Origin of the sequence: Mesorhizobium sp. BR1-1-2 (genome assembly GCF_020165435.1) — a bacterium.
Classification (GTDB): domain Bacteria; phylum Pseudomonadota; class Alphaproteobacteria; order Rhizobiales; family Rhizobiaceae; genus Mesorhizobium.
On the sequence record NZ_JAIUID010000005.1, the window covers coordinates 482,537 to 501,602 of the forward strand.

Genomic DNA, 19,066 nt, shown 5'->3' on the forward strand with positions numbered 1-19,066 from the left:
GGTGCGGCTTTTGCTTCTTCGCGAAGACAGAAGGGAAAAGGCGCCGCGATCACAGCGCCGACAGCGTTTCGGGCGGAGCCGACGTGCCGAGCCTGCGCGCCGTTTCGAACAGGTGGGTCATGTCCCTGAGCGTCTGCGTCGTGCGGCTGGACAGCACCGGCGGCCGTTCGGCGGCGGCATCGGCCGCTGCCTGTTCCTCGCTCTTCTTCTGCGCTTCCGCGGCCTTGGCCGCGATCTCCTCGTCGACGAAGGGCTTATCGATGCCGGGAATAGGCTTGAGGTCGATGTTCTGATGCGCATAGACCATGAGCCGCTGCCACACCATCGCCGGCAGCGAGCCGCCTGTCATGTTCTTGGTCGGCGTGAAATCGTCATTGCCCAGCCAGACGGCCGCGGTGTAGTTGCCGGTGAAGCCGACGAACCAGGCATCGCGGTAGGATTGCGTCGTGCCGGTCTTGCCGGCGACGACGATGTTGGGTATCTGCGCGCGCCTGGCAGTACCCATCGCCGGTACCGCCACAAGCATGGTATTCATCGATTTCAGTGCCTGTTCGGACAGCACGCGGTGCGGCGGCGGCGCATCCTTGGCGAAATCGTAGACCACCTCGCCGGTGCGGGTGACGAGCTGCGTGATGCCATGCCTCGAGCCGACAAAGCCGTTCTGCGCGAATACGCTGTAGCCCGTCGCCTGGTCCATCACGGTCATTCCCGAGGTGCCGAGCACCATGGTCTTGTGCGCTTCGAGCGGCGATTCCACGCCGAACGATTCCGCCATCGCCTTGATCGGCCCGATGCCGAGATAGTCCTTGGCGAGCCGCACCGGCACCGTGTTGATCGACTTGGCCATGGCCACGATCAGCGGGACTTTGCCCGCCGACTCGCCGCCGTAATTGTGCGGCGACCAGTTGCCCCAGCTGATCGGCCCGCCTGATACGATCGAATTCGGCGTAAAGCCGTGCTCCATAGCCGTTGCATAGACATAGGGCTTGAAGGAGGAGCCGGTCTGGCGCAGCGCCTTGGTGGCGCGGTTGAATTGGCTGGCGCCATAGTCGCGGCCGCCGACGATCGCGCGCACCGCGCCGTTGGTCTCGATGACCACCACGGCGCCTTCGGTGACGTTGTACTCCTTGCCGAACTGGCGCAGGTGAAACTCCACCGACTCTTCTGCCGCCTTCTGGATGTTGGCGTCGAAGGTGGTGTGCGCCACCAGCGAGTGCTGGCCGGGCTTGGCGATCTTCTTGACCTCGTCGAAGGCCCAGTCGAGGAAATAATCGGGGCTTTTCTGTTCGCCGCGATCGACGACATCGGCCGGATGCAGCCTTGCCTGAAGCACCTGGCCCTCGGTCATGAAGCCGGAATCGACGAGATTGGACAGCACCACATTGGCGCGCGCACGCGCGGCCGGCAGGTTGATGTGCGGCGCGTATTTGGTCGGCGCCTTGAACAGGCCTGCAAGCATTGCCGCCTCGGCGAGATTGAGGTCCTTGACGCTCTTGCCGAAATAGAAGTCCGCCGCCGCCTCGATGCCGAACGTGCCGCCGCCCATATAGGCGCGGTCGAGATAGAGCTGCAAAATTTCCTTCTTCGACAGATTGGCTTCGAGCCACAGCGACAGGAAGGCTTCCTTGATCTTGCGCTCGAAGGTGCGCTCATTGGTCAGGAACAGGTTCTTGGCCAGCTGCTGCGTGATGCTGGACCCGCCCTGGACGACGGAGTTTGCACGCACATTTTCGAAGATTGCGCGCGACAGGCCGAGAACGTCGATGCCATAATGGTCGAAGAAACGCCGGTCCTCGGTGGCAAGCACCGCCTTGATGACGTGGTCCGGCATTTCATCGACCGGCACGGAATCGCGCTGGATGATGCCGCGCTGGCCGATCTCGTTGCCATAACGGTCGAGGAAGGTAACGGCGAAGTCGCCCTGGGCGCGCCAGTCGCCGGCCGTGTCCTGGAAGGCGGGAATAGCCAGCGCCAGCATGACGACGATGCCGCCGGCGCCAAGCGTGAAACCTTCGCTCAACAGCTCGACGATGCCACGGCGCCAGCCGTTGACGCGGAAGCGCCGCGAGAAAATCGTCGCGCCCTCCCAGAACTGGCGCGCCTTGAACCCGATCTCGTAGAGAGAGGAATCGATCCATGCATCGAGCGCCAGCAGCCGGGCGGCGATCGGACCTCTTCTCTTAGGCGGTTCAGGACTGACCATTCAAAAACCCGGACGGCTATGGCACGGCCTGAAAACCAAGCGGGCAGTTTCAGGGCGACGCCGCCCTGACTATTCATCCATTTGCGGACGCCCACAAGGGTGGCGAGGACACACCTGCAGGGTTTGTTGATGGGGGCGGTTGCAAACCGCCATTCACCTGCCTGACGCTGATCAGGCGGGCGAAGGTGGGGGTTGCCCTTCCGGACTCAGGCCGCCTCGCGCTTCAGCGCCTGCGCCATGCAGTGGATGCCGCCGCCGGTCTTGGAGATCTCGCTCATGTCGACGGCCGCCACTTCGAAGCCGCGCGCCTTGAGTTGACCGATCAGCGTCTGGCTGGATGTCGGCGCGATCACCCTGTCCTTGCCCAGCGACATGAAGTTGCAACCGAGCGCCATCGTGTCCTGGAACGGCACGTCGATGATCTCGTGCCCTTTGCCCTTCAGCCAGTCGACGATCCCCGGCTCGGTGCAGGCGAGGCAGACGGCGGTGAGCTTTTCTGCGATCGGCACCACCATCAGGTCGATATGGACATAGTACTCGTCGATGAAGGCGATGCGTGTTTCCCAACCCTCTTTTTCGAACCAGGCCTGCACTTGGCGAGCGCCTTCTTCCTGCGTGCGGGCGCCGCCGCAGCCGATCAGCACCACGCCGTCCTCGATGACGTTGAAATCGCCGCCCTCGAAGGTGCCTGCGGTGACCATGTCGTAGATCGGGATGCCGAGTTTTTCATAGGTTCGGATGGCGGCATAATTCTCGCCGCGCCGCCACCAGTTGGCCATGGCGGTGATGATGGCGCCGTAGGGCGTCATCACGCTGGAATCGCGGGAGTAGACCTGCATCGGCAGCTCCGGCGTCGGCTCGTGCCAGTGGATGTTGACGCCGAAATGCTCGTAGGCCGCGACCAGATCCTTGTGTTGTGCCTGCGCGATCTGGATGTTGCAGGGCGCCTCGCGCAGGTGCTTGCGCGACAGCGAGCTGGTCGAGAGATGGCGCAGGAAATTGGGCGAGCCGAGCAGCACGTCGGTCAAGACGTCGGTCTCGTTGGCGAAACCCCATGATGTCAGCGGCTTGGTGCCGCCGGCCGGGTTGCGGCGCTGCAGCGAAAACGGCTCGGCGATGATGCGGTCATGAACGGTCATTCGGTTCTCCTCGTATGGGCGTTTGCGGTCATTGCTTGCTTGGTATCCACCAGTCGCGGCCGCGCGGCGTGGTGACATATTCCGGCCAGCGGAAGTTGATGGGCGGATCGTAGTCGCAGAGCGGCGCGATCCAGGTCGAACCGCCAATGCCGCCGCCGGTCCGGGCGACGAACTCGTCCATCGCCATGCCGCGCGCGGCCTTGTCTTCCAGCAGGCGAAGGGCCGATAGCGCGATGGTCTTCGCCGCGCAGGTGACCATCGGGTCGATAGTGGCCGGGATGCCGCCCAGCGCATTCATCGCCCAGGCTGGAAAAACATGACCGTTTGCCGAACGCAGGGCAGGGCGGGCGACATAGAAACGCGCCGTCGGCGCGTGCCAGCTCATGTCGGTGTAGTCGTCCGAGGTCGAGTTCACCTGCGATGGCGGCAGATCGCGGCGCAGGATCGCCTCCGCCTCCTGCGGCGCAATCAAACGCTCCAGCTCGTCGATGAATGGATTTTCGCTCGCCACCCCACCGGCATTGACCTGGATCTCGCGGGCGATTGTCTTCGCCGCCTCATCCCATCGGGGTGGGCCGACGCTCGCCAACGCCTCATAGGCGATCCCGGCCATGGCATGATTGGCCAGTCCCGGCCGCGACTTCGAAACCCAGTGCCGTTCGTAGCGGCAGCCGCTGATCGCGGCGGCGGCCGAGGCGTTGCGGTCGAGCACCGCGGTGACCTGCTCGGCCATGCGAAGCGTCGGAACGCGGATCATGTACTGGATCTCGGCAAGACCCGCCGGCAGATTGTCGGCAGTGGCCTGGCCCGCCGTCAGGATCGCCTCGCTGATCGACCAGCCGCCCTGGTGCGGCAGCATGGAATCGCGCAGCGCCTTGGATGCCATGTACATCGTCATCAGCGCGTCGTTGGCGCCGGGCGCGCGAACCGCCGAATGTGCCTGCGGGATCGGGGCGCCGTCGCCCGCGGCGCGTGCCCAATTCTGCGGCTCGTCGCAGATGAAGCGATAGATCATCGCGTAGGCCGCGCCGCAATGGGTGTCCCAGCGCGCCGTGTTGCAGAGCGGCAGCATATAGAAGGGATGGAAGGAGATCATGCCGGCAAGGCCGTCATAGTAACCTTTGGCTGCATGGATCGGTTTCGAGCCGCGCACCTTCTCCGCCGGCTCGCCGGTGAAGCGCAGCGTGCCTGCAATGCCGTGGCGCTGCATGGCGGCCTTGGTGGCAAGCAGACCGCCCAGGCTGGCCATGCCCAGGCCCGAATGTGGATCGGTATGGCCGCCGGCCTCGATGCCGAGCCCCGGGCGGGGCCGCTTCACCGTGGCGGCGTCCTGACAGTTGCCGGGCACGGCGTCGTATTCGGCATACATGCCGATGGTCGGACCGTCCCCATTGGTCCAGTGGGCGCAGAAGGCCGTCGGCATGCCCGCGGAGCCCTCCTCGACCGAAAACCCCTCGCGCTTCAGCCGATCGACATACCAATCTGCCGACTGGTACTCGCGCCAGGCGGTCTCGCCGAAGTCGAAGATGGTACGCGTCCAGGCCGACAACAGCGGCTGGATGCCGTCGAGGCAGGCAAGAGCGGTTTCTTGCGCCGATGTCGTCACCGGTTTCTCCATACGCCAAAGAAAGCAGTGAAGCGGCTCGCCAAAAAGTGATATGTTTTCCCGGTTCGTGCAAATTCGGTTCACCTCTTGAGAATTCCATCGACGCAGGCGCTGCGCGCCCTCGACAGTTTCGCCCGTCATGGCAGCGTCTGGCGCGCCGCCGACGAATTGCACCTCACCCGCAGCGCGGTCAGCCATCAATTGCGCTTGCTCGAACGCGACCTCGGCTTCGATCTGCTGGAGCGCATCGGCAAGGGCGTGGCGCTGACGCCGCGCGGCCAGCGCTATGCCGCGGACGTGCGCAAGGCGCTGACCGTGCTCGGCGACGCGGTGGCGCAAAACGCCGGCACCGGCGTCGGCGGCTCTTTCGCAGTCTCATGCACGCCAGGCTTTGCCTCGCTGTTCTTGTGCACCCATATCGGCGAGTTCCGGCAGATGTATCCGGATGTGGCGCTGAGCATACTGACGCCCCGGCGGCTCGACGACGTCAGCAATCCGGACGCCGACGCCTTCATTGCCTTTGGCGTCGGCAACTGGCCGAACCGCGTGGTGGAATTGCTGTGCGAAATCTCGTTCACGCCGCTCTGCAGCCCGACGCTGCTCAACAAGGTCGGCGGCTTTTCCAAGCCGGCCGACGTCCTGCGCGCCAACCTGCTGCACCTCGGCGATACGGAGGACTGGGCGCGCTGGCTGGCGCTGGCCAAGGTCGAGAACCCCGACACCGAGGGCGGCATCTTCTTTTCCGACATGAACCTCGTTTTCTCAGCGGCGATCGCCGGCCAGGGCATCGCCATGGGCGACGAGCTGACCAGCCGCCGGGCGCTGAGCGAAGGCCGGCTGGTCAAGCCGTTCGAGACCTCGATCCCGTCGCCGCGTTCCTATTTCCTCGTTTCCGAGCACGCCAAGGCGGGGCATCCGGTACTGGAGGCATTTGGGGGATGGTTGCGGTCGAAACTATCGGAGAACAGGCTGCGGACATATTGAAATCAGCCGATCTTCCCACGAGGGGTGAAATCGGCGGTTCCAGCGTCGCCGACATTCATTATAGATGAATCAAATTTGCCGATCAGGCGAAAACTATTCGGTTGCGGTGAGCCTTCGCGCTGCCTACGATTTCCCCAGCCACCAAGGAAGAGGCAGGATGCAGCAACCCGGCCGGGCCGCAGAGATCAAGGCGAACGGGATCGGCAAGAGCTTCGGCTCGTTCCGTGCGCTGGACAATCTGACGCTCAATATCGGCCGCGGCGAGTTTTTGACGCTGCTCGGCCCCTCCGGCTCCGGCAAGACCACCTTCCTGATGATCCTGGCCGGCTTCCTGCAGCCCAGCGAGGGCCGCCTGTTCAGCGACGGCGTCGACATTACCGACCGGCCGGCCGAGCAGCGCGCCGCCGGCATGGTGTTCCAGGGCTATGCGCTCTTCCCGCATATGAGCGTCGAGCAAAACATCGCCTTTCCGCTCAAGGTGCGCAAGAAATCGGCCGCCGAGATCAAGCGTAGCGTCGGCGAGATGATCGAGCGCGTCGGTCTGCTCGGCCACGAGAAGAAGCTGCCGGCGCAGCTCTCCGGCGGCCAGCAGCAACGCGTGGCGCTGGCCCGCGCGCTGGTGTTCGAGCCGGGCGTGCTTTTGCTCGACGAGCCGTTCTCGGCGCTGGACAAGAGCCTGCGCGGCCAGATGCAGGCCGAGATGAAGCGCCTGCACCAGGAGACCGGCACCACCTTCGTCTTCGTCACCCACGACCAGAGCGAGGCGCTGGCGCTCTCGTCGCGCGTCGCCATCTTCAACCATGGCAAATTGTTGCAGGTCGGAGCGCCTGACGAGGTCTATGACCGGCCCGCCAACCGCTTCGTCGCCGAGTTCCTGGGCGAGATCAACATGCTGCCGCTGAAGGGCGTGCGCGCCGCCGATCATGGCGCGACCGCGCTCTGCGAGGACCGGGCAATCAAGCTGCGCGGCAACGCCGAAGCGGTGGATGGCAACGCCATCCTGGCGATCCGGCCGGAACATATGTCGATAGCGCGCGAGGCGGCGGCAGGCGAGAACGGCATTGCCGCCACCGCGGTCGGTTCGACCTATCTGGGCGCGGCGACCAAACTCGACCTTACGACACGCCAAGGTGCGAAAGTGACCGTTTCGGTGCCGAACGAGGTCGCGGCAGCGGCACTCAGCAAGGGCAACTCTGTCTGGCTGACCTGGCCGGCGGAAAAGGGCTTCCTCCTTCCGGACGGAGGACAATGAGCACCGGCGCGGCCTGAATTCGCCGCACCGGATTCCGGATTCGATCAACGAAAACAAAGGGGAACTAACATGAACGATACCAAGAAACAGGCCCTCGAAACGCTCTCCGAAAGGACAAAGCGCGGCGAGATATCGCGCCGGCAATTCACGCAACTTGCAGTCCTCGTGCTTGCCGGGACGCCGCTGCTGCTGCGCTCGACCAAGTCCTTCGCCGCGGCGAAGGAACTGGTGCTGGTCAACTGGGGCGGCGACGCCATCACGGCTTACGACGCCGCCTATGGAGAGGCTTTCACCAAGGACACCGGCATCACCGTGAAGATGGATGGCTCCGGCCCGACCGAAGGGGCCATCGCGGCACAATTTAAAAGCGGTGCGCCGACCTGGGACCTTGTCGACGTCGACCCGTTCTCGGCCATCACGCTCGGCGCGCAAGGCATGCTCGAGCCGATCGACTACACAATAGTCGACAAGAAGAAGATGCGGCCGGGCTTCGGCTGGGATTACGCCGCCTCGACCTATTTCTTCTCCTACGTGATCGCCTACGATTCGCAGAAATACGGCAGCAATGCCCCGACCGGCATGGCCGATTTCTTCGACGTGAAGAAATTCCCCGGCAAGCGCTCCCTCTACAAATGGGGCGTGTCGAGCTGGGAGGCGGCTCTTCTCGCCGACGGCATCGCGCCGGCCTCGCTTTATCCGCTCGACCTCAAGCGCGCGCATGACAAGATCGCCGCGTTCAAGGAGAACGTCGTCGCCTATTGGGGCGGCGGCGCGGAAAGCCAGAGCGTGTTGCTCAACGGCGAAGCCTCGATGGCCATCGTCTGGTCGACGCGCGCCTCGCTGATCGAGCAGGATTCGGGCGGTCAGATCAAATTCATCTGGGACCAGGGCCTGATCTCGCCCGGCGCATTGGCCGTGCTGAAGAACAACCCCGGCGGCAAGGACGCGGCGATGAAGTTCATTGCCAGCGCGCAGGACCCGCAAAAGCAGCTCGTCATGTTCGATAAGCTCGGCCAGGGTCCGGCCAACCCCGCCGCCGATGCGCTGGTCCCGGCCGATAAGAAGCGCATCAATCCGGTCGATCCCGAGAATATGAAGAAGCAGATCCCGCTCGACATGGACTGGTACGCCAAGAATTACGGCGCGGCGCTGGACGAATACACCAAGATCATCTCCGCCTGACCGGCGCTGGGCTGACATGAGAGGCGTTCTCTCCGACAGGATGGGCGCGGCGCTATTGATGGCGCCGCTGCTCCTGTTCCTTGGCCTCGCCTATGCCTGGCCTTTCCTCGGCGTGGTGAAGTGGAGCTTCACGCTGCCGACGCCCGGGCTTGGCCAGTACGGCGCGCTAATAACCGACCCGCTGGTGCAGTCGGTGTTCGTCCGCACGCTGCGCATCGCGGCGATCGTCACCATTGTGTCGGTTGCCGCTGCCTATGCCATCACCGTGGTCTGGGTGCGCGGCAGCCGGGCGCAGCGGGTGCTGGCCGAATTCTGCATCCTGGTGCCGTTCTGGATATCGGTGCTGACGCGCGCCTTCGGCTGGGTGGCGCTTCTCTCCAATCGCGGCCTGATCAACACGTGGCTGCAGTCGATCGGTTTCATTAGCGAACCGCTGACGCTGGTGCGCAACGAATTCGGCGTCATCGTCGGCATGACCCACTTTCTCATTCCTTTCGCTGTTTTTCCGCTGGCGTCTTCCATGCGCAGCCTCGATGAGCGCGTGCTGCTCGCCGCGCGCGGGCTGGGTTCCGGCCGCATGCGCACCTTCTGGACGGTGTTCGTGCCGATGACGCGCTCCGGCATTATCGGCTCCGCGCTGATCGTCTTCGTCTTCTCCCTCGGCTTCTTCGTCACGCCGGCGATCCTTGGCGGCGGCCGCAGCGTCATGATCGCCGAATTGATCTATCTCCGCATCTTCCAGAGCCCGGACTGGGGGCTGGGTGCCGCCATCAGCGTGGTGCTGGTGCTGTTCGTCGGCGTTCTGATGGCGCTGCTTTTCCGCTACGTCAGACCGAAGCAATTGGTGTAGCGCGATGCCGACCTATCGCCCCGGTCCCGTTTCGCTGGCCCTCGCCGTCCTGGTGGCGTTGTTCCTGCTCCTGCCGCTGCTGGCCGTGATCCCGGTCTCGCTGACGCCGAGCCGCATGCTGGCGATGCCGACGGGCGAGTTGTCGCTGCGCCATTACCGCTCGCTGGTCGAGGATCCGCGCTGGCTCCAGTCCATCCTGCTCTCGATCAGGATCGGCATCGTCAGCAGTGTCATCTCGACGGTGCTGGCACTGTGCTTCAGCCTTGGCGTGTGGATGTTCCAGCCGCGCTTCACCGCGGCTCTGGTCGGCTTCGTGCTGTTGCCGATGGTGGTGCCGCCGGTGGTCTCGGCGGTGACGCTCTATTTCCTGCTCACCTCGATCTCCGGCGTCAGTTCCTTTTTCGGCTACGACACGTGGCTGGGTGTGGCCATGGCGCATTCGGTGATGACGGTGCCCTTCGCCACGGTGCTGATCCTGGTCTCCCTCAGCCAGCTCGACCGCCGTATCGACCTCGCGGCGCGTGGCCTTGGCGCCAGCGTGTGGGAGCGCGCCACGCGCATCATCATGCCCAACATCAAATTCGGCATCGTCACCGCGGCACTGCTGTCCTTCGTTCTCTCCTGGGAGGAGATCGGCGTGACGCTGTTCATCACCTCGGTCAACGCCATCACGCTGCCCAGGCTGATGTGGATGGGCCTACGCGACAATATCGACCCGGCGATCGCGGCACTTTCGGTGATCCTGATCGTCATCACCGTGCTGGTGCTTGCAGTGCGCAGCGTCGTAGTGCGGCTGCGTGGGGGACAATGACCGGGGACCTGTCTGCCTCATGGGTTTGTCACAGAGGTAAAACCGCTAGCAGAAGCACACCGAGACCCGGCCGAACCTGCCAAGATCGCCGATGACTTCGTCGCCCGCCTCAACGCTGATCGGCGTCACGCAAGTGCCTGTAATCACCACTTGCCCCGGCTGGAGCGGTATGCCCAGCCCCGACAGTTCGTTGACGATCCAGGTCAGCGCAATACGAGGATCGCCCAACACGGCTGCTCCTGATCCGTTATGCTGCGACTTTCCAGAGACAGAAGCGGCCACCGGGTGCTTCGCGAGATCTACGTCGCGCCAATCGTCTTCCACCGCCTCGCCGATGACGAACAGATTGGCACAAGCATTGTCGGCGATGAGCTGCGGCGCCCCGACAGCGCAGAAATCCTCATAGCGGGAGTCCGGTATTTCGATCGCCGGATGCAAACTCGCCACGGCGTCCATCACATCACCGATTTCATAAGGCGCCGGGCGAGGCGGCAACTGACGGCCGAACCGGAAGGCGAATTCGATCTCGGCGACACGCATCTTGCTAGTCGCCAGGGAAACGGAGCCACCGACCTCGACTGCCTTCTCGGCGAGGAGGCGCCCGGCCATCGGGCCATCGACATTGATATGCCGCTGGCCGGCCAGGCTGGTTGCCGCGATCTTCCAGCCGAAGAGCGGAGCCACTGAGCGATCCATCACATGCGACTGGATGGCGTAGCCTTCGGCCCGCGTCTTCGGCCGCAATTCCTCGGGTATGGCGTCGAGACGAGTGCCCTGGTCCCAATGGCCTACCAGAAGGCGCGACGCGGCCCTGGCCTTTTCTGGATCGAGCATGATCAGCTCCTGAAATCTAGGAAAATGGGCCGCTGCCGGGCGTTGCTGATGTTTGCAGTGCGCAACGGATATCCGCTATGCCTCGTCGCTGACGAGATTGTCAGGAAGTCGTATTTTCGAAATCATCGACATTCATCATCGTGACGACGAATCGGCAATCGTGTCCGTGCGGTAAATGGCTATATATGGCAAAGCGTCTAGAACGCGGAAGAGCTTCTGGCATGCTAGGGTCGGTCGCGCAACGGGCGAGGGAGAAAAAACGATGACGGCGCCCGGCGATTTGCAGCAGGGACTGTTTCTGAGGCTGAAAAGCGATCCGTCCCTGTCGGCGCTGCTGGGCGGCGCCGGGTTGCGGCAACAACCAACCGACAACGCCGCCTTTCCCTATGTGACATGCGGCCAGACCTGCGCCTTTGACTGGGACACTGGCGCCGAGAACAGCGACGATCAACTAATTACGCTGCATGTTTGGTCGAAAGCCCATGGCGACGCCGAAACGCGCGCTATCATGGATGCGATCGAGGCCCGCCTTGCCGACGCGGTGCTGGAGGTCGGCGCTCGCGGCCAGACACGCCTGTCGCTCGAATTCAGCGAGGCACGCTATGACGAGGAACTGCTTGTCCATCACGGCCTGCTGCGTTTTCGGGCGCTGACCCAGGAAAACGCCTGACGCGCGCTTTCAATATGAACGAAACGGAGTCTAGACTGGAACTTCATGGGTTTCATCGAGTTGGGCGATGAAATCTCAATTGTTTGTCTCGCGTTGCAGGGGTGTGGCGAGCATGGTTTCAGCGGCGATCACCGTTCATTTCACGTTCAGCGCCGATGCGTTACAACGCTGGCCATGAGAACGCTTCGCTCCCATTTCCGAACCGCGACCCTGGCGCTCTGCGCCGGGCTGATTGCGGCGCCGGCAAGCGCAGCGCCGGCAGCCGCGCAGGATGAACCGGTCGTCGTGGCGGCGGCCGACTGCTACGCGATCGGCCAGCGGGTGGCCGAGCAGAATGGCGGGACCCTTGCCAAGGCTTCGCAGTCGACGCGAGGTGGGCAGCCGGTCTGCGTCATCGTCGTGCTTGTCCCCGGCAAGGATGGGCAGCGTCCGCGCCGCTCCGAGATTGTCGTCCCGCAGAACTGACCCCATCGTTTCCCAGACCGGCGGAATCGGCCTATAGCTGGAAGCCATCGGTCAACAGGCAGTGGTCCCGGCATGCGCGTACTGGTCGTCGAGGATGACAAGGATCTCAACCGGCAGATATCGGATGCGCTGGTCGACGCAGGCTATGTCGTCGATCGGGCCTATGACGGCGAGGAGGGCCATTTCCTCGGCGACACCGAGCCCTATGACGCGGTCGTGCTCGACATCGGCCTGCCGCAGATGGACGGCATCAGCGTGGTCGAGCGCTGGCGGCGCGGCGGCCGCAAGATGCCGGTGCTGATCCTGACCGCCCGCGACCGCTGGAGCGACAAGGTCTCCGGTATCGACGCCGGCGCGGACGATTATGTCACCAAGCCGTTCCATATCGAGGAGGTCCTGGCGCGGGTCAGGGCGCTGATCCGCCGCGCCGCCGGCCACGCCTCGTCCGAACTGACCTGCGGGCCGCTGCGCCTCGACACCAAGGCCTCGAAGGCCGATGTCGCCGGCGTCCCGTTGAAGCTGACATCGCATGAGTTCCGTCTGCTTGCCTACCTGATGCATCACATGGGCGAGGTCGTCTCGCGGACCGAACTGGTAGAGCATCTCTACGACCAGGATTTCGACCGCGATTCCAACACGATCGAGGTGTTTGTCGGACGGCTCCGTAAGAAAATGGGCATCGACATGATCGAAACCGTGCGCGGCATGGGTTATCGCATGCGTGAGCCGGAGGCGTAAGGCGGAACCGCTCCCTACCAACCCAACCGTGAGCAAGCGGCTCTCGCTGCGCTTGTGGCCGCGCTCGCTGACGTTCCGCGTCATCGCCTTTTCCACGGTCTGGGCGATCCTGACCCTCATCGTCATTTTCACCCTCATTACCACGCTCTACCGCCAGGCCAGCGAGCGCGGTTTCGACAGCCTGCTTTCGGCGCATCTGTTCAACCTGATCGGCTCCATCGGCATTTCCGATACCGGCGCTCTCACCGGCGCTCCGGATCTCGGCGACCTCCGCTTCTCGGAACCGAATTCGGGCTGGTACTGGTCCGTCGAACCCGCCTCGGAAGGCGTGCACGGCAATCTCCACTCATCATCGATGACCCGGACGATCCCGTCGCCCGACGTGGCGGACGTTCCCTTCAACGCCAATTTCCAGCGCAGCTACGCGGCGCAAGGCATCGATGGCGAGGAGTTGGTCGTGTTCGAGAGCGAATTCGTTCTCGATGCCAAGAATCGCGCCGCCCGCTTTCGCGTCATGGGCAACAAGACCGAACTGGAACAGGAGATCGCCACCTTCCAGCGCCGGCTGCTGACCTACCTTTCCCTGTTCGGCGTCGGCATGATCGCCATCAACGCCATTGCCATCCTGCTCGGCCTGCAACCGCTGCGAAGGGTCAGGAACGCGCTCGCCATGGTGCGCGAAGGCACCGCGCAAAGGCTTGACGGCCAGTTTCCAGCCGAGATTGAACCGCTTGCCAACGAAACCAATGCCTTGATCGAGAACAACCGGCGTATCGTCGAGCGCTCGCGGACTCAGGTGGGCAATCTCGCCCATTCCCTGAAGACGCCGCTGGCGGTGCTGCTCAACGAGGGGCGGGCGCTTGGCGGCGCCAAGGGGCAACTGATCGCCGAACAGGCCGCTTCCATGCAGAAGCAGGTCGATCACTATCTCCAGCGCGCCCGCGTCGCGGCGCAGCGCGACAGCGTCGTCTATCGCACGCCGATAACGCCGTTGGTGCAGCGCATGGTCAGGGTCTTGCAGAAGCTCAATCCGCAGACCAACCTGTCGTTGTCGCTGCCGCCGATCGAGATCGTCTTTGCCGGCGAGCGCGAGGACCTCGAGGAGTTGCTCGGCAATCTGCTCGAAAACGCGATGAAATGGGCGAAGAGCGCGGTTTCGGTCTCCGTCGTTCCCGTGGGTGACAAGGACGACAACATATTCGAGATCGCCATCGAAGACGACGGGCCGGGCATACCCGAGGAAAAAGCGCGCGAAGCGTTGAAACGTGGACGACGCCTGGACGAGACCAAGCCGGGCACGGGTCTCGGCTTGGCCATTGTCGCCGACCTCGTCAACGAGTATGGAGGCGTACTGCTGCTCGAACGGTCCGGCATGGGCGGATTGAAGGCGGTAGTGCGATTGCGGAGCCTTCAGTGATGCCTTTCCCCGGCCGATCGACATTGACGGACTGGGCATGTTATGGCGGCGCACCGATTGGCTCCGTAGCGGGCCCAACGGCCAAATTTCCGACAAATATCAACATTATAGGCTCGCCGACTTCTCCGATGACGCGGCCCCCGGCTCATCCATGACAGGCTCCAGCTCAAGAAAACCGGTTGTTGGCATGAAGATTCGCGTCGCACTTGTTTCCGCATTGATGGCCGTTTCCGGCTGCACCACCTTGGGCGGCAAGGCTCCCACCATCGCTGCGACGCCGGCCTCCACGCCACCCAGCAGCGGCAAAGTCGCCACGACGATTATCTCTGCGATGGGCGGCGGCCTCATTGGCGGGTCGATCGGCAGCGGGCTTAGCGACGCCGAAAAGCGCAGCGCGCTCGAGGCGGAATACAAGGCGCTCGAATACACCACGAGCGGCCAGAAGGTGACGTGGAAGGGCACCCAGGCGTCCCGCTATGGCGAAGTGGTTCCGGCTCAACCCTACCGCGTCGGCTCACAGGACTGCCGCCAGTACACGCAGACCGTCTTTACTGGCGGGGCAGGCGTCACGGCGCGTGGTACGGCTTGCCGCAACGCCGATGGCAGTTGGACGCCGCTCACCTGACGGCCTAGCCGGTCCATTTCGGACCCGGCCGATTGATGTCGATGAAGGATATGCAGCGCGCCCGTCGTCAAAGCGTCGCAGTATGCTTGTGTTGGCAGGGCAAGGCTCTGCCGTTATTGGAAGAACCATGCTGTTCTGGGTCATAGCCGCAATCCTGACGCTGGGCGCCAGCCTGGCGGTGCTGCTGCCGCTGGCCGGTGGCGCCAGAAGCGCGTCTTCAAGCGGCGAGCACGATCTGGAAGTTTATCGCGATCAACTGTCCGAACTCGACCGCGATGCCGCCCGAGGGCTGATCAAGCCTGCCGAAGCCGATGAGGCGCGCGCCGAGATCGCCCGGCGCATCCTTCGCCTCGACAATACGGACCAGGCCGGCAGCGCATCCGTCGGACGCACATCCGTCGCGACGCGGCTTGTCGCCACCGCGGCCGTGCTGGCGGTGCCGCTGGTCAGTTGGGGCTTGTACATCAATATCGGCTCGCCCGATCTGCCCTCGCAGCCGCTCAGCGAGCGCCTGGCCAAGAATCCGGCCGACAGCTCGGTCGACGAACTTGTGGCTCGCGCCGAAGCCCACCTTACCGCCAATCCGTCCGACGGCAGGGGATGGGACGTGTTGGCGCCGGTTTATCTGCGCATGCAGCGCTTTTCCGACGCGGTCGCCGCCTATCGCAACGCCATTCGCCTCGACGGCGACAGCGCCGTTCGCCGAGCCGGTCTCGGCGAGGCGATCGCCAGTGCGGCCGGCGGCATCGTTTCGGCGGATGCCCAGGAGGCCTTCGAGGCGGCCCTGAAGCTTGACCCCGCCAATGCCAAGGCCGGCTTCTACCTGGCCATGGCCCTGGCGCAGGAGGGCCGCAGCAAGGAGGCGGCCGCGGCCTGGCAGGCGATGCTGGGCACGCTGCCGAAGGATTCGCCATGGCGCGGCGCGATCGAGCAGGCGCTGGCCAAGTCCGGCAGTTCCGGCGCCGGCAATGCAGGCGTCGCTTCGAGCGAGCCGGCAAACGGACCGACCGCGGGCGATATCGATGCCGCTTCATCGATGTCGCCGCAGGACAGGGAAGCCATGATCAACACCATGGTCGCCGGGCTCGACGAGAAGCTGCGGCAGAATCCGCGCGACCCGGAAGGATGGATGCGGCTCGTTCGTTCCTACATCGTGCTGGGCAAGGCCGACCAGGCGCGCGAGGCGCTGAGCCGCGCTATTGCCGTCTTTGGAGCCGACAGTGACGAAGCCAGGAAATTCACCGCTTTTGCCGCTTCGCTCGGCCTGACGGCGACGCAATAGGGCTGGACCGTACAATGACGCGCAAACAGAAACGATTGTCGGTGATCGCGGGCGGCCTGGCCTTCCTCGGCGCCGCCACCGGCCTGACATTCTATGCGCTCGGCCAGAAGGCGTCCTATTTCTACATGCCCGCCGATCTGGCCACGGCGACGGTGCAGCCGGGCCAGCGCATCAGGCTCGGCGGCCTGGTGGAAAAAGGCACGATCCAGCGCGGGCAGGGGGCGACAGTGGCGTTTTCGGTGACCGACACCCATAAATCGGTCAAGGTCACCTATACAGGCATCCTGCCTGACCTATTTCGCGAGGAGCAGGGGGTCATCACCGAGGGCACGTTCGGCCCGGATGGCGTCTTTGTGGCCGACAGCGTTCTGGCCAAGCACGACGAGCGCTACATGCCCAAGGAGGTGGCCGATGGGCTGAAGGCCAAGGGCGTTTGGCAGGAGAGCAAGAGTGAATAGGCAGGCTCGATATAGCCGGGTTGGCGATCATGGTTGAGACCGGACATTTCGCGCTTGTCCTGGCCTTCGCGCTGGCCCTGGTGCAGACGGTGGTGCCGCTGTTCGGCGCCCGCACCAACAATCAGCGCCTGATGGCGGTCGGCGCTCCCGTCGCGATCACCGGCTTTGCTTTGACGGCGCTGTCCTTCGCCGCACTGGTCACCGCGTATGCGAGTTCCGATTTCTCGGTCGCCAGCGTCTGGGAAAATTCCCATTCGCTGCAGCCGATGATCTATAAGATCACTGGAACCTGGGGCAACCACGAAGGCTCGATGCTGCTCTGGGTGCTGATCCTGACCTTCTTCGGTGCGCTGGTCGCCGCCTTCGGCTCCAACCTGCCGGCGACGCTGCGCGCCAACGTGCTTGCCGTGCAGGGTGCGATCGGCGCGACATTCTTCCTGTTCATCCTGGCGACGTCCAATCCCTTCGCCAGGCTGTCGCCGGCGCCCATCGAAGGGCGCGATCTCAATCCCATCCTGCAGGATCTCGGCCTGGCCGTTCACCCGCCGTTGCTCTATCTCGGCTATGTCGGGTTTTCGATCTGTTTCTCCTTCTCGGTAGCCGCCCTCATCGACGGACGCATCGATGCGTCCTGGGCGCGCTGGGTGCGGCCGTGGACGCTGGTCGCCTGGATGTTTCTGACCGGCGGCATCGCCATGGGATCGTACTGGGCCTATTACGAACTCGGCTGGGGCGGCTTCTGGTTCTGGGATCCGGTCGAGAACGCCTCCTTCATGCCGTGGCTGGCGGGCACCGCGCTACTCCATTCGGCCATTGTCATGGAAAAGCGTTCGGCGCTGAAGATCTGGACGCTGCTGCTCGCCATCCTGACCTTTTCGCTGTCGTTGCTCGGCACCTTCCTGGTGCGTTCGGGCGTCCTGACCTCGGTGCATGCCTTCGCCACCGATCCGACGCGCGGCATCTTCATCCTGTGCATACTGACGCTGTTCATTGGTGGATCATTGACGCTGTTTGCGGTGCGTGCCTCGAGGCTGACGGCCGGCGGCCTCTTTCATCCGGTTTCGCGCGAAGGCGCGCTGGTGCTGAACAATCTGTTCCTGACCACGGCCACCGCCACCGTACTCGTCGGCACACTCTATCCGCTGGCCGTCGAGGCCCTTTCGGCCGACAAGATTTCGGTCGGCGCGCCGTTCTTCGACCTCACCTTCGGACCGCTCATGGTGCCGTTGCTGGCCATGGTTCCGTTCGGGCCGCTGCTGGCCTGGAAGCGCGGCGACATCTTCGCCGTCGCGCAGCGCCTGATGGCGGCGTTCGCGGCGGCGCTTCTGGCAACGCTGGTCACTGCTCTGTTCATCGATGGCGCTTCGGTATTCGCAGCCCTTGGCGTGGGTCTCGCCGTCTGGCTGGTCCTCGGCGCTCTCACCGACCTCGCAGTCAAGGCGGGGTTCGGCAATGTGGCCGCGAAGGTGATGGTCAGGCGCCTGCTCGGCCTGCCGCGTTCGGTCTTCGGCACCGCGCTTGCCCACCTCGGTCTTGGCCTGACCACGCTTGGCATTGTCGGCACGCTTTGCTTCGGCACCGAGAAAATCCTGTCGATGCATGCCGGGCAAACCGTCGAATTGTCCGGCCACACCCTGCGTTTCGTCGGGCTCCATCCGGCGCAGGGACCGAACTACAGCGAGGATCGCGGCCGCTTCGAACTGATCGGTGTCGGCGGCAGTCCCGTTGGCGAAATCAGCTCGGCCAAGCGCTTCTATCCGGTACGCCAGACGACGACGACGGAATCCGGCATCAGGACGATGGGCCTTTCGCAGCTTTATATTTCGCTCGGCGACGAGGGCAATGACGGATCGGTCGTGGTGCGCCTGTGGTGGAAGCCGCTGGTGACGCTGATCTGGGGCGGCGGCCTGGTCATGATGGTTGGTGCGGCCATGTCGCTGATGGACAGGCGCCTGCGCGTCGGCGCACCCTCGCGCCGCCGCAAGCAGACGGGCGCCATGAGCCCCGCGGGCCTGCCATGAAGGCGAAGTTGTCCATCGCGTCGCTCGTGATGGTGCTGGCGCTGTCCTTTGCCGGCACGGCGCTGGCGGTGAAGCCCGACGAGATGCTTGCCGATCCGGCGCTGGAAGCGAGGGCGCGAGCGCTGTCGGAAGGGCTGCGCTGCATGGTCTGCCAGAACCAGTCGATCGATGAATCCGATGCCGACCTTGCCCGTGACCTGCGCGTTCTGGTGCGCCAGCGCCTGGTCGCTGGCGATACCGACAAGCAGGTGATGGACTATGTGGTTTCACGCTACGGCGAGTTCGTGCTGCTGAAGCCGCGCTTCGACCTGCGCAACGCTCTGCTTTGGGGCACGCCGGTGCTCCTGCTTTTGGCCGGTGGCCTGTTTATCGTGCTCAACGCCAGATCGCGCCGGACACTGGCGACGAAATCCCTCTCCGCCGACGAGCGGGCGGCACTAGAGGCGATCCTGCGCCGCGATTGAGTGCAGGCGGTTATTCGCCAACATTACCAAAGTTTCATGCGTCGGAAATGACGTCGTAATGTACG

At 64.0% G+C, this 19,066-nt stretch carries 18 protein-coding genes; 14 read left to right on the top strand and 4 right to left on the bottom strand.

Going from position 1 to position 19,066, the window contains the following annotated elements:
- Positions 1 to 49: 49 nt before the first annotated feature.
- The 3 genes from LB551_RS14830 to LB551_RS14840 all read right to left on the bottom strand — a co-directional run bounded on the left by LB551_RS14830 (position 50) and on the right by LB551_RS14840 (position 4,960).
- A complete protein-coding gene (locus LB551_RS14830; protein ID WP_224622990.1) occupies positions 50 to 2,203 on the bottom strand; it encodes a transglycosylase domain-containing protein in 2,154 nt (717 codons plus the stop codon).
- A gap of 206 nt (positions 2,204 to 2,409) precedes the next feature.
- A complete protein-coding gene (locus LB551_RS14835) occupies positions 2,410 to 3,342 on the bottom strand; it encodes a dimethylarginine dimethylaminohydrolase family protein (protein WP_140553939.1) in 933 nt (310 codons plus the stop codon).
- Between the two features lie 28 nt (positions 3,343 to 3,370).
- Positions 3,371 to 4,960, bottom strand: coding sequence for an amidohydrolase (locus LB551_RS14840; protein WP_224659653.1), 1,590 nt, complete (start codon positions 4,958 to 4,960; stop codon positions 3,371 to 3,373).
- Between the two features lie 75 nt (positions 4,961 to 5,035).
- Here LB551_RS14840 and LB551_RS14845 point away from each other — a divergent pair, with 75 nt between their 5' ends.
- The 5 genes from LB551_RS14845 to LB551_RS14865 all read left to right on the top strand — a co-directional run bounded on the left by LB551_RS14845 (position 5,036) and on the right by LB551_RS14865 (position 10,027).
- A complete protein-coding gene (locus LB551_RS14845) occupies positions 5,036 to 5,932 on the top strand; it encodes a LysR substrate-binding domain-containing protein (RefSeq protein WP_140553936.1) in 897 nt (298 codons plus the stop codon).
- Between the two features lie 157 nt (positions 5,933 to 6,089).
- Positions 6,090 to 7,184 carry an ABC transporter ATP-binding protein gene (locus LB551_RS14850; RefSeq protein WP_140553935.1) on the top strand — a complete coding sequence of 365 codons (1,095 nt, stop codon included), beginning with the start codon at positions 6,090 to 6,092 and terminating at the stop codon, positions 7,182 to 7,184.
- A gap of 69 nt (positions 7,185 to 7,253) precedes the next feature.
- On the top strand, positions 7,254 to 8,366 hold the full coding sequence (locus LB551_RS14855; RefSeq protein ID WP_224659654.1) for an ABC transporter substrate-binding protein: 1,113 nt from the start codon (positions 7,254 to 7,256) through the stop codon (positions 8,364 to 8,366).
- Positions 8,367 to 8,382: 16 nt separating this feature from the next.
- Positions 8,383 to 9,216: an ABC transporter permease gene (locus LB551_RS14860; protein WP_224659655.1), complete on the top strand. Its 834-nt coding sequence runs from the start codon at positions 8,383 to 8,385 to the stop codon at positions 9,214 to 9,216.
- Between the two features lie 4 nt (positions 9,217 to 9,220).
- Complete coding sequence (locus LB551_RS14865) at positions 9,221 to 10,027, top strand: ABC transporter permease (protein ID WP_140520723.1); 807 nt, start codon at positions 9,221 to 9,223, stop codon at positions 10,025 to 10,027.
- A 45-nt stretch (positions 10,028 to 10,072) separates the two neighbouring features.
- Here LB551_RS14865 and LB551_RS14870 read toward each other — a convergent pair whose 3' ends face one another.
- Complete coding sequence (locus LB551_RS14870; protein ID WP_224659656.1) at positions 10,073 to 10,861, bottom strand: 2-keto-4-pentenoate hydratase; 789 nt, start codon at positions 10,859 to 10,861, stop codon at positions 10,073 to 10,075.
- Positions 10,862 to 11,123: 262 nt separating this feature from the next.
- On the opposite strand from LB551_RS14870, the gene LB551_RS14875 reads away from it, so the two are divergent.
- The 9 genes from LB551_RS14875 to LB551_RS14915 all read left to right on the top strand — a co-directional run bounded on the left by LB551_RS14875 (position 11,124) and on the right by LB551_RS14915 (position 19,001).
- Complete coding sequence (locus LB551_RS14875; protein ID WP_140553928.1) at positions 11,124 to 11,531, top strand: DUF3168 domain-containing protein; 408 nt, start codon at positions 11,124 to 11,126, stop codon at positions 11,529 to 11,531.
- Between the two features lie 174 nt (positions 11,532 to 11,705).
- A complete protein-coding gene (locus LB551_RS14880) occupies positions 11,706 to 11,996 on the top strand; it encodes a hypothetical protein (protein WP_224622982.1) in 291 nt (96 codons plus the stop codon).
- 72 nt (positions 11,997 to 12,068) lie between these two features.
- Positions 12,069 to 12,734: a response regulator transcription factor gene (locus LB551_RS14885; protein WP_140494700.1), complete on the top strand. Its 666-nt coding sequence runs from the start codon at positions 12,069 to 12,071 to the stop codon at positions 12,732 to 12,734.
- Positions 12,735 to 12,762: 28 nt separating this feature from the next.
- The gene (locus tag LB551_RS14890) at positions 12,763 to 14,151 is read left to right on the top strand and encodes an ATP-binding protein (RefSeq protein ID WP_318012735.1); all 1,389 of its coding nucleotides are present in this window, start codon (positions 12,763 to 12,765) and stop codon (positions 14,149 to 14,151) included.
- 187 nt (positions 14,152 to 14,338) lie between these two features.
- Positions 14,339 to 14,776, top strand: a complete 438-nt coding sequence (locus LB551_RS14895) for a hypothetical protein (protein ID WP_140638774.1) — start codon at positions 14,339 to 14,341, stop codon at positions 14,774 to 14,776.
- 127 nt (positions 14,777 to 14,903) lie between these two features.
- Complete coding sequence (gene ccmI, locus LB551_RS14900; RefSeq protein WP_140553921.1) at positions 14,904 to 16,058, top strand: c-type cytochrome biogenesis protein CcmI; 1,155 nt, start codon at positions 14,904 to 14,906, stop codon at positions 16,056 to 16,058.
- Positions 16,059 to 16,072: 14 nt separating this feature from the next.
- Complete coding sequence (gene ccmE, locus LB551_RS14905; protein ID WP_140494692.1) at positions 16,073 to 16,516, top strand: cytochrome c maturation protein CcmE; 444 nt, start codon at positions 16,073 to 16,075, stop codon at positions 16,514 to 16,516.
- Positions 16,517 to 16,545: 29 nt separating this feature from the next.
- Positions 16,546 to 18,537: a heme lyase CcmF/NrfE family subunit gene (locus tag LB551_RS14910; protein ID WP_224659657.1), complete on the top strand. Its 1,992-nt coding sequence runs from the start codon at positions 16,546 to 16,548 to the stop codon at positions 18,535 to 18,537.
- The gene (locus LB551_RS14915) at positions 18,534 to 19,001 is read left to right on the top strand and encodes a cytochrome c-type biogenesis protein (RefSeq protein ID WP_224622976.1); all 468 of its coding nucleotides are present in this window, start codon (positions 18,534 to 18,536) and stop codon (positions 18,999 to 19,001) included. The genes LB551_RS14910 and LB551_RS14915 overlap by 4 nt, the downstream gene beginning before the upstream one ends.
- Positions 19,002 to 19,066 lie beyond the last annotated feature (65 nt).

Coding starts and splice junctions, on each gene's coding strand:
- LB551_RS14830 (WP_224622990.1), bottom strand. CDS start 2,203: ATGGTCAGTCCTGAACCGCCTAAGAGAAGAGGTCCGATCGCCGCCCGG.
- LB551_RS14835 (WP_140553939.1), bottom strand. CDS start 3,342: ATGACCGTTCATGACCGCATCATCGCCGAGCCGTTTTCGCTGCAGCGC.
- LB551_RS14840 (WP_224659653.1), bottom strand. CDS start 4,960: ATGGAGAAACCGGTGACGACATCGGCGCAAGAAACCGCTCTTGCCTGC.
- LB551_RS14850 (WP_140553935.1), top strand. CDS start 6,090: ATGCAGCAACCCGGCCGGGCCGCAGAGATCAAGGCGAACGGGATCGGC.
- LB551_RS14855 (WP_224659654.1), top strand. CDS start 7,254: ATGAACGATACCAAGAAACAGGCCCTCGAAACGCTCTCCGAAAGGACA.
- LB551_RS14860 (WP_224659655.1), top strand. CDS start 8,383: ATGAGAGGCGTTCTCTCCGACAGGATGGGCGCGGCGCTATTGATGGCG.
- LB551_RS14865 (WP_140520723.1), top strand. CDS start 9,221: ATGCCGACCTATCGCCCCGGTCCCGTTTCGCTGGCCCTCGCCGTCCTG.
- LB551_RS14870 (WP_224659656.1), bottom strand. CDS start 10,861: ATGCTCGATCCAGAAAAGGCCAGGGCCGCGTCGCGCCTTCTGGTAGGC.
- LB551_RS14875 (WP_140553928.1), top strand. CDS start 11,124: ATGACGGCGCCCGGCGATTTGCAGCAGGGACTGTTTCTGAGGCTGAAA.
- LB551_RS14880 (WP_224622982.1), top strand. CDS start 11,706: ATGAGAACGCTTCGCTCCCATTTCCGAACCGCGACCCTGGCGCTCTGC.
- LB551_RS14885 (WP_140494700.1), top strand. CDS start 12,069: ATGCGCGTACTGGTCGTCGAGGATGACAAGGATCTCAACCGGCAGATA.
- LB551_RS14895 (WP_140638774.1), top strand. CDS start 14,339: ATGAAGATTCGCGTCGCACTTGTTTCCGCATTGATGGCCGTTTCCGGC.
- ccmI (WP_140553921.1), top strand. CDS start 14,904: ATGCTGTTCTGGGTCATAGCCGCAATCCTGACGCTGGGCGCCAGCCTG.
- ccmE (WP_140494692.1), top strand. CDS start 16,073: ATGACGCGCAAACAGAAACGATTGTCGGTGATCGCGGGCGGCCTGGCC.
- LB551_RS14910 (WP_224659657.1), top strand. CDS start 16,546: ATGGTTGAGACCGGACATTTCGCGCTTGTCCTGGCCTTCGCGCTGGCC.
- LB551_RS14915 (WP_224622976.1), top strand. CDS start 18,534: ATGAAGGCGAAGTTGTCCATCGCGTCGCTCGTGATGGTGCTGGCGCTG.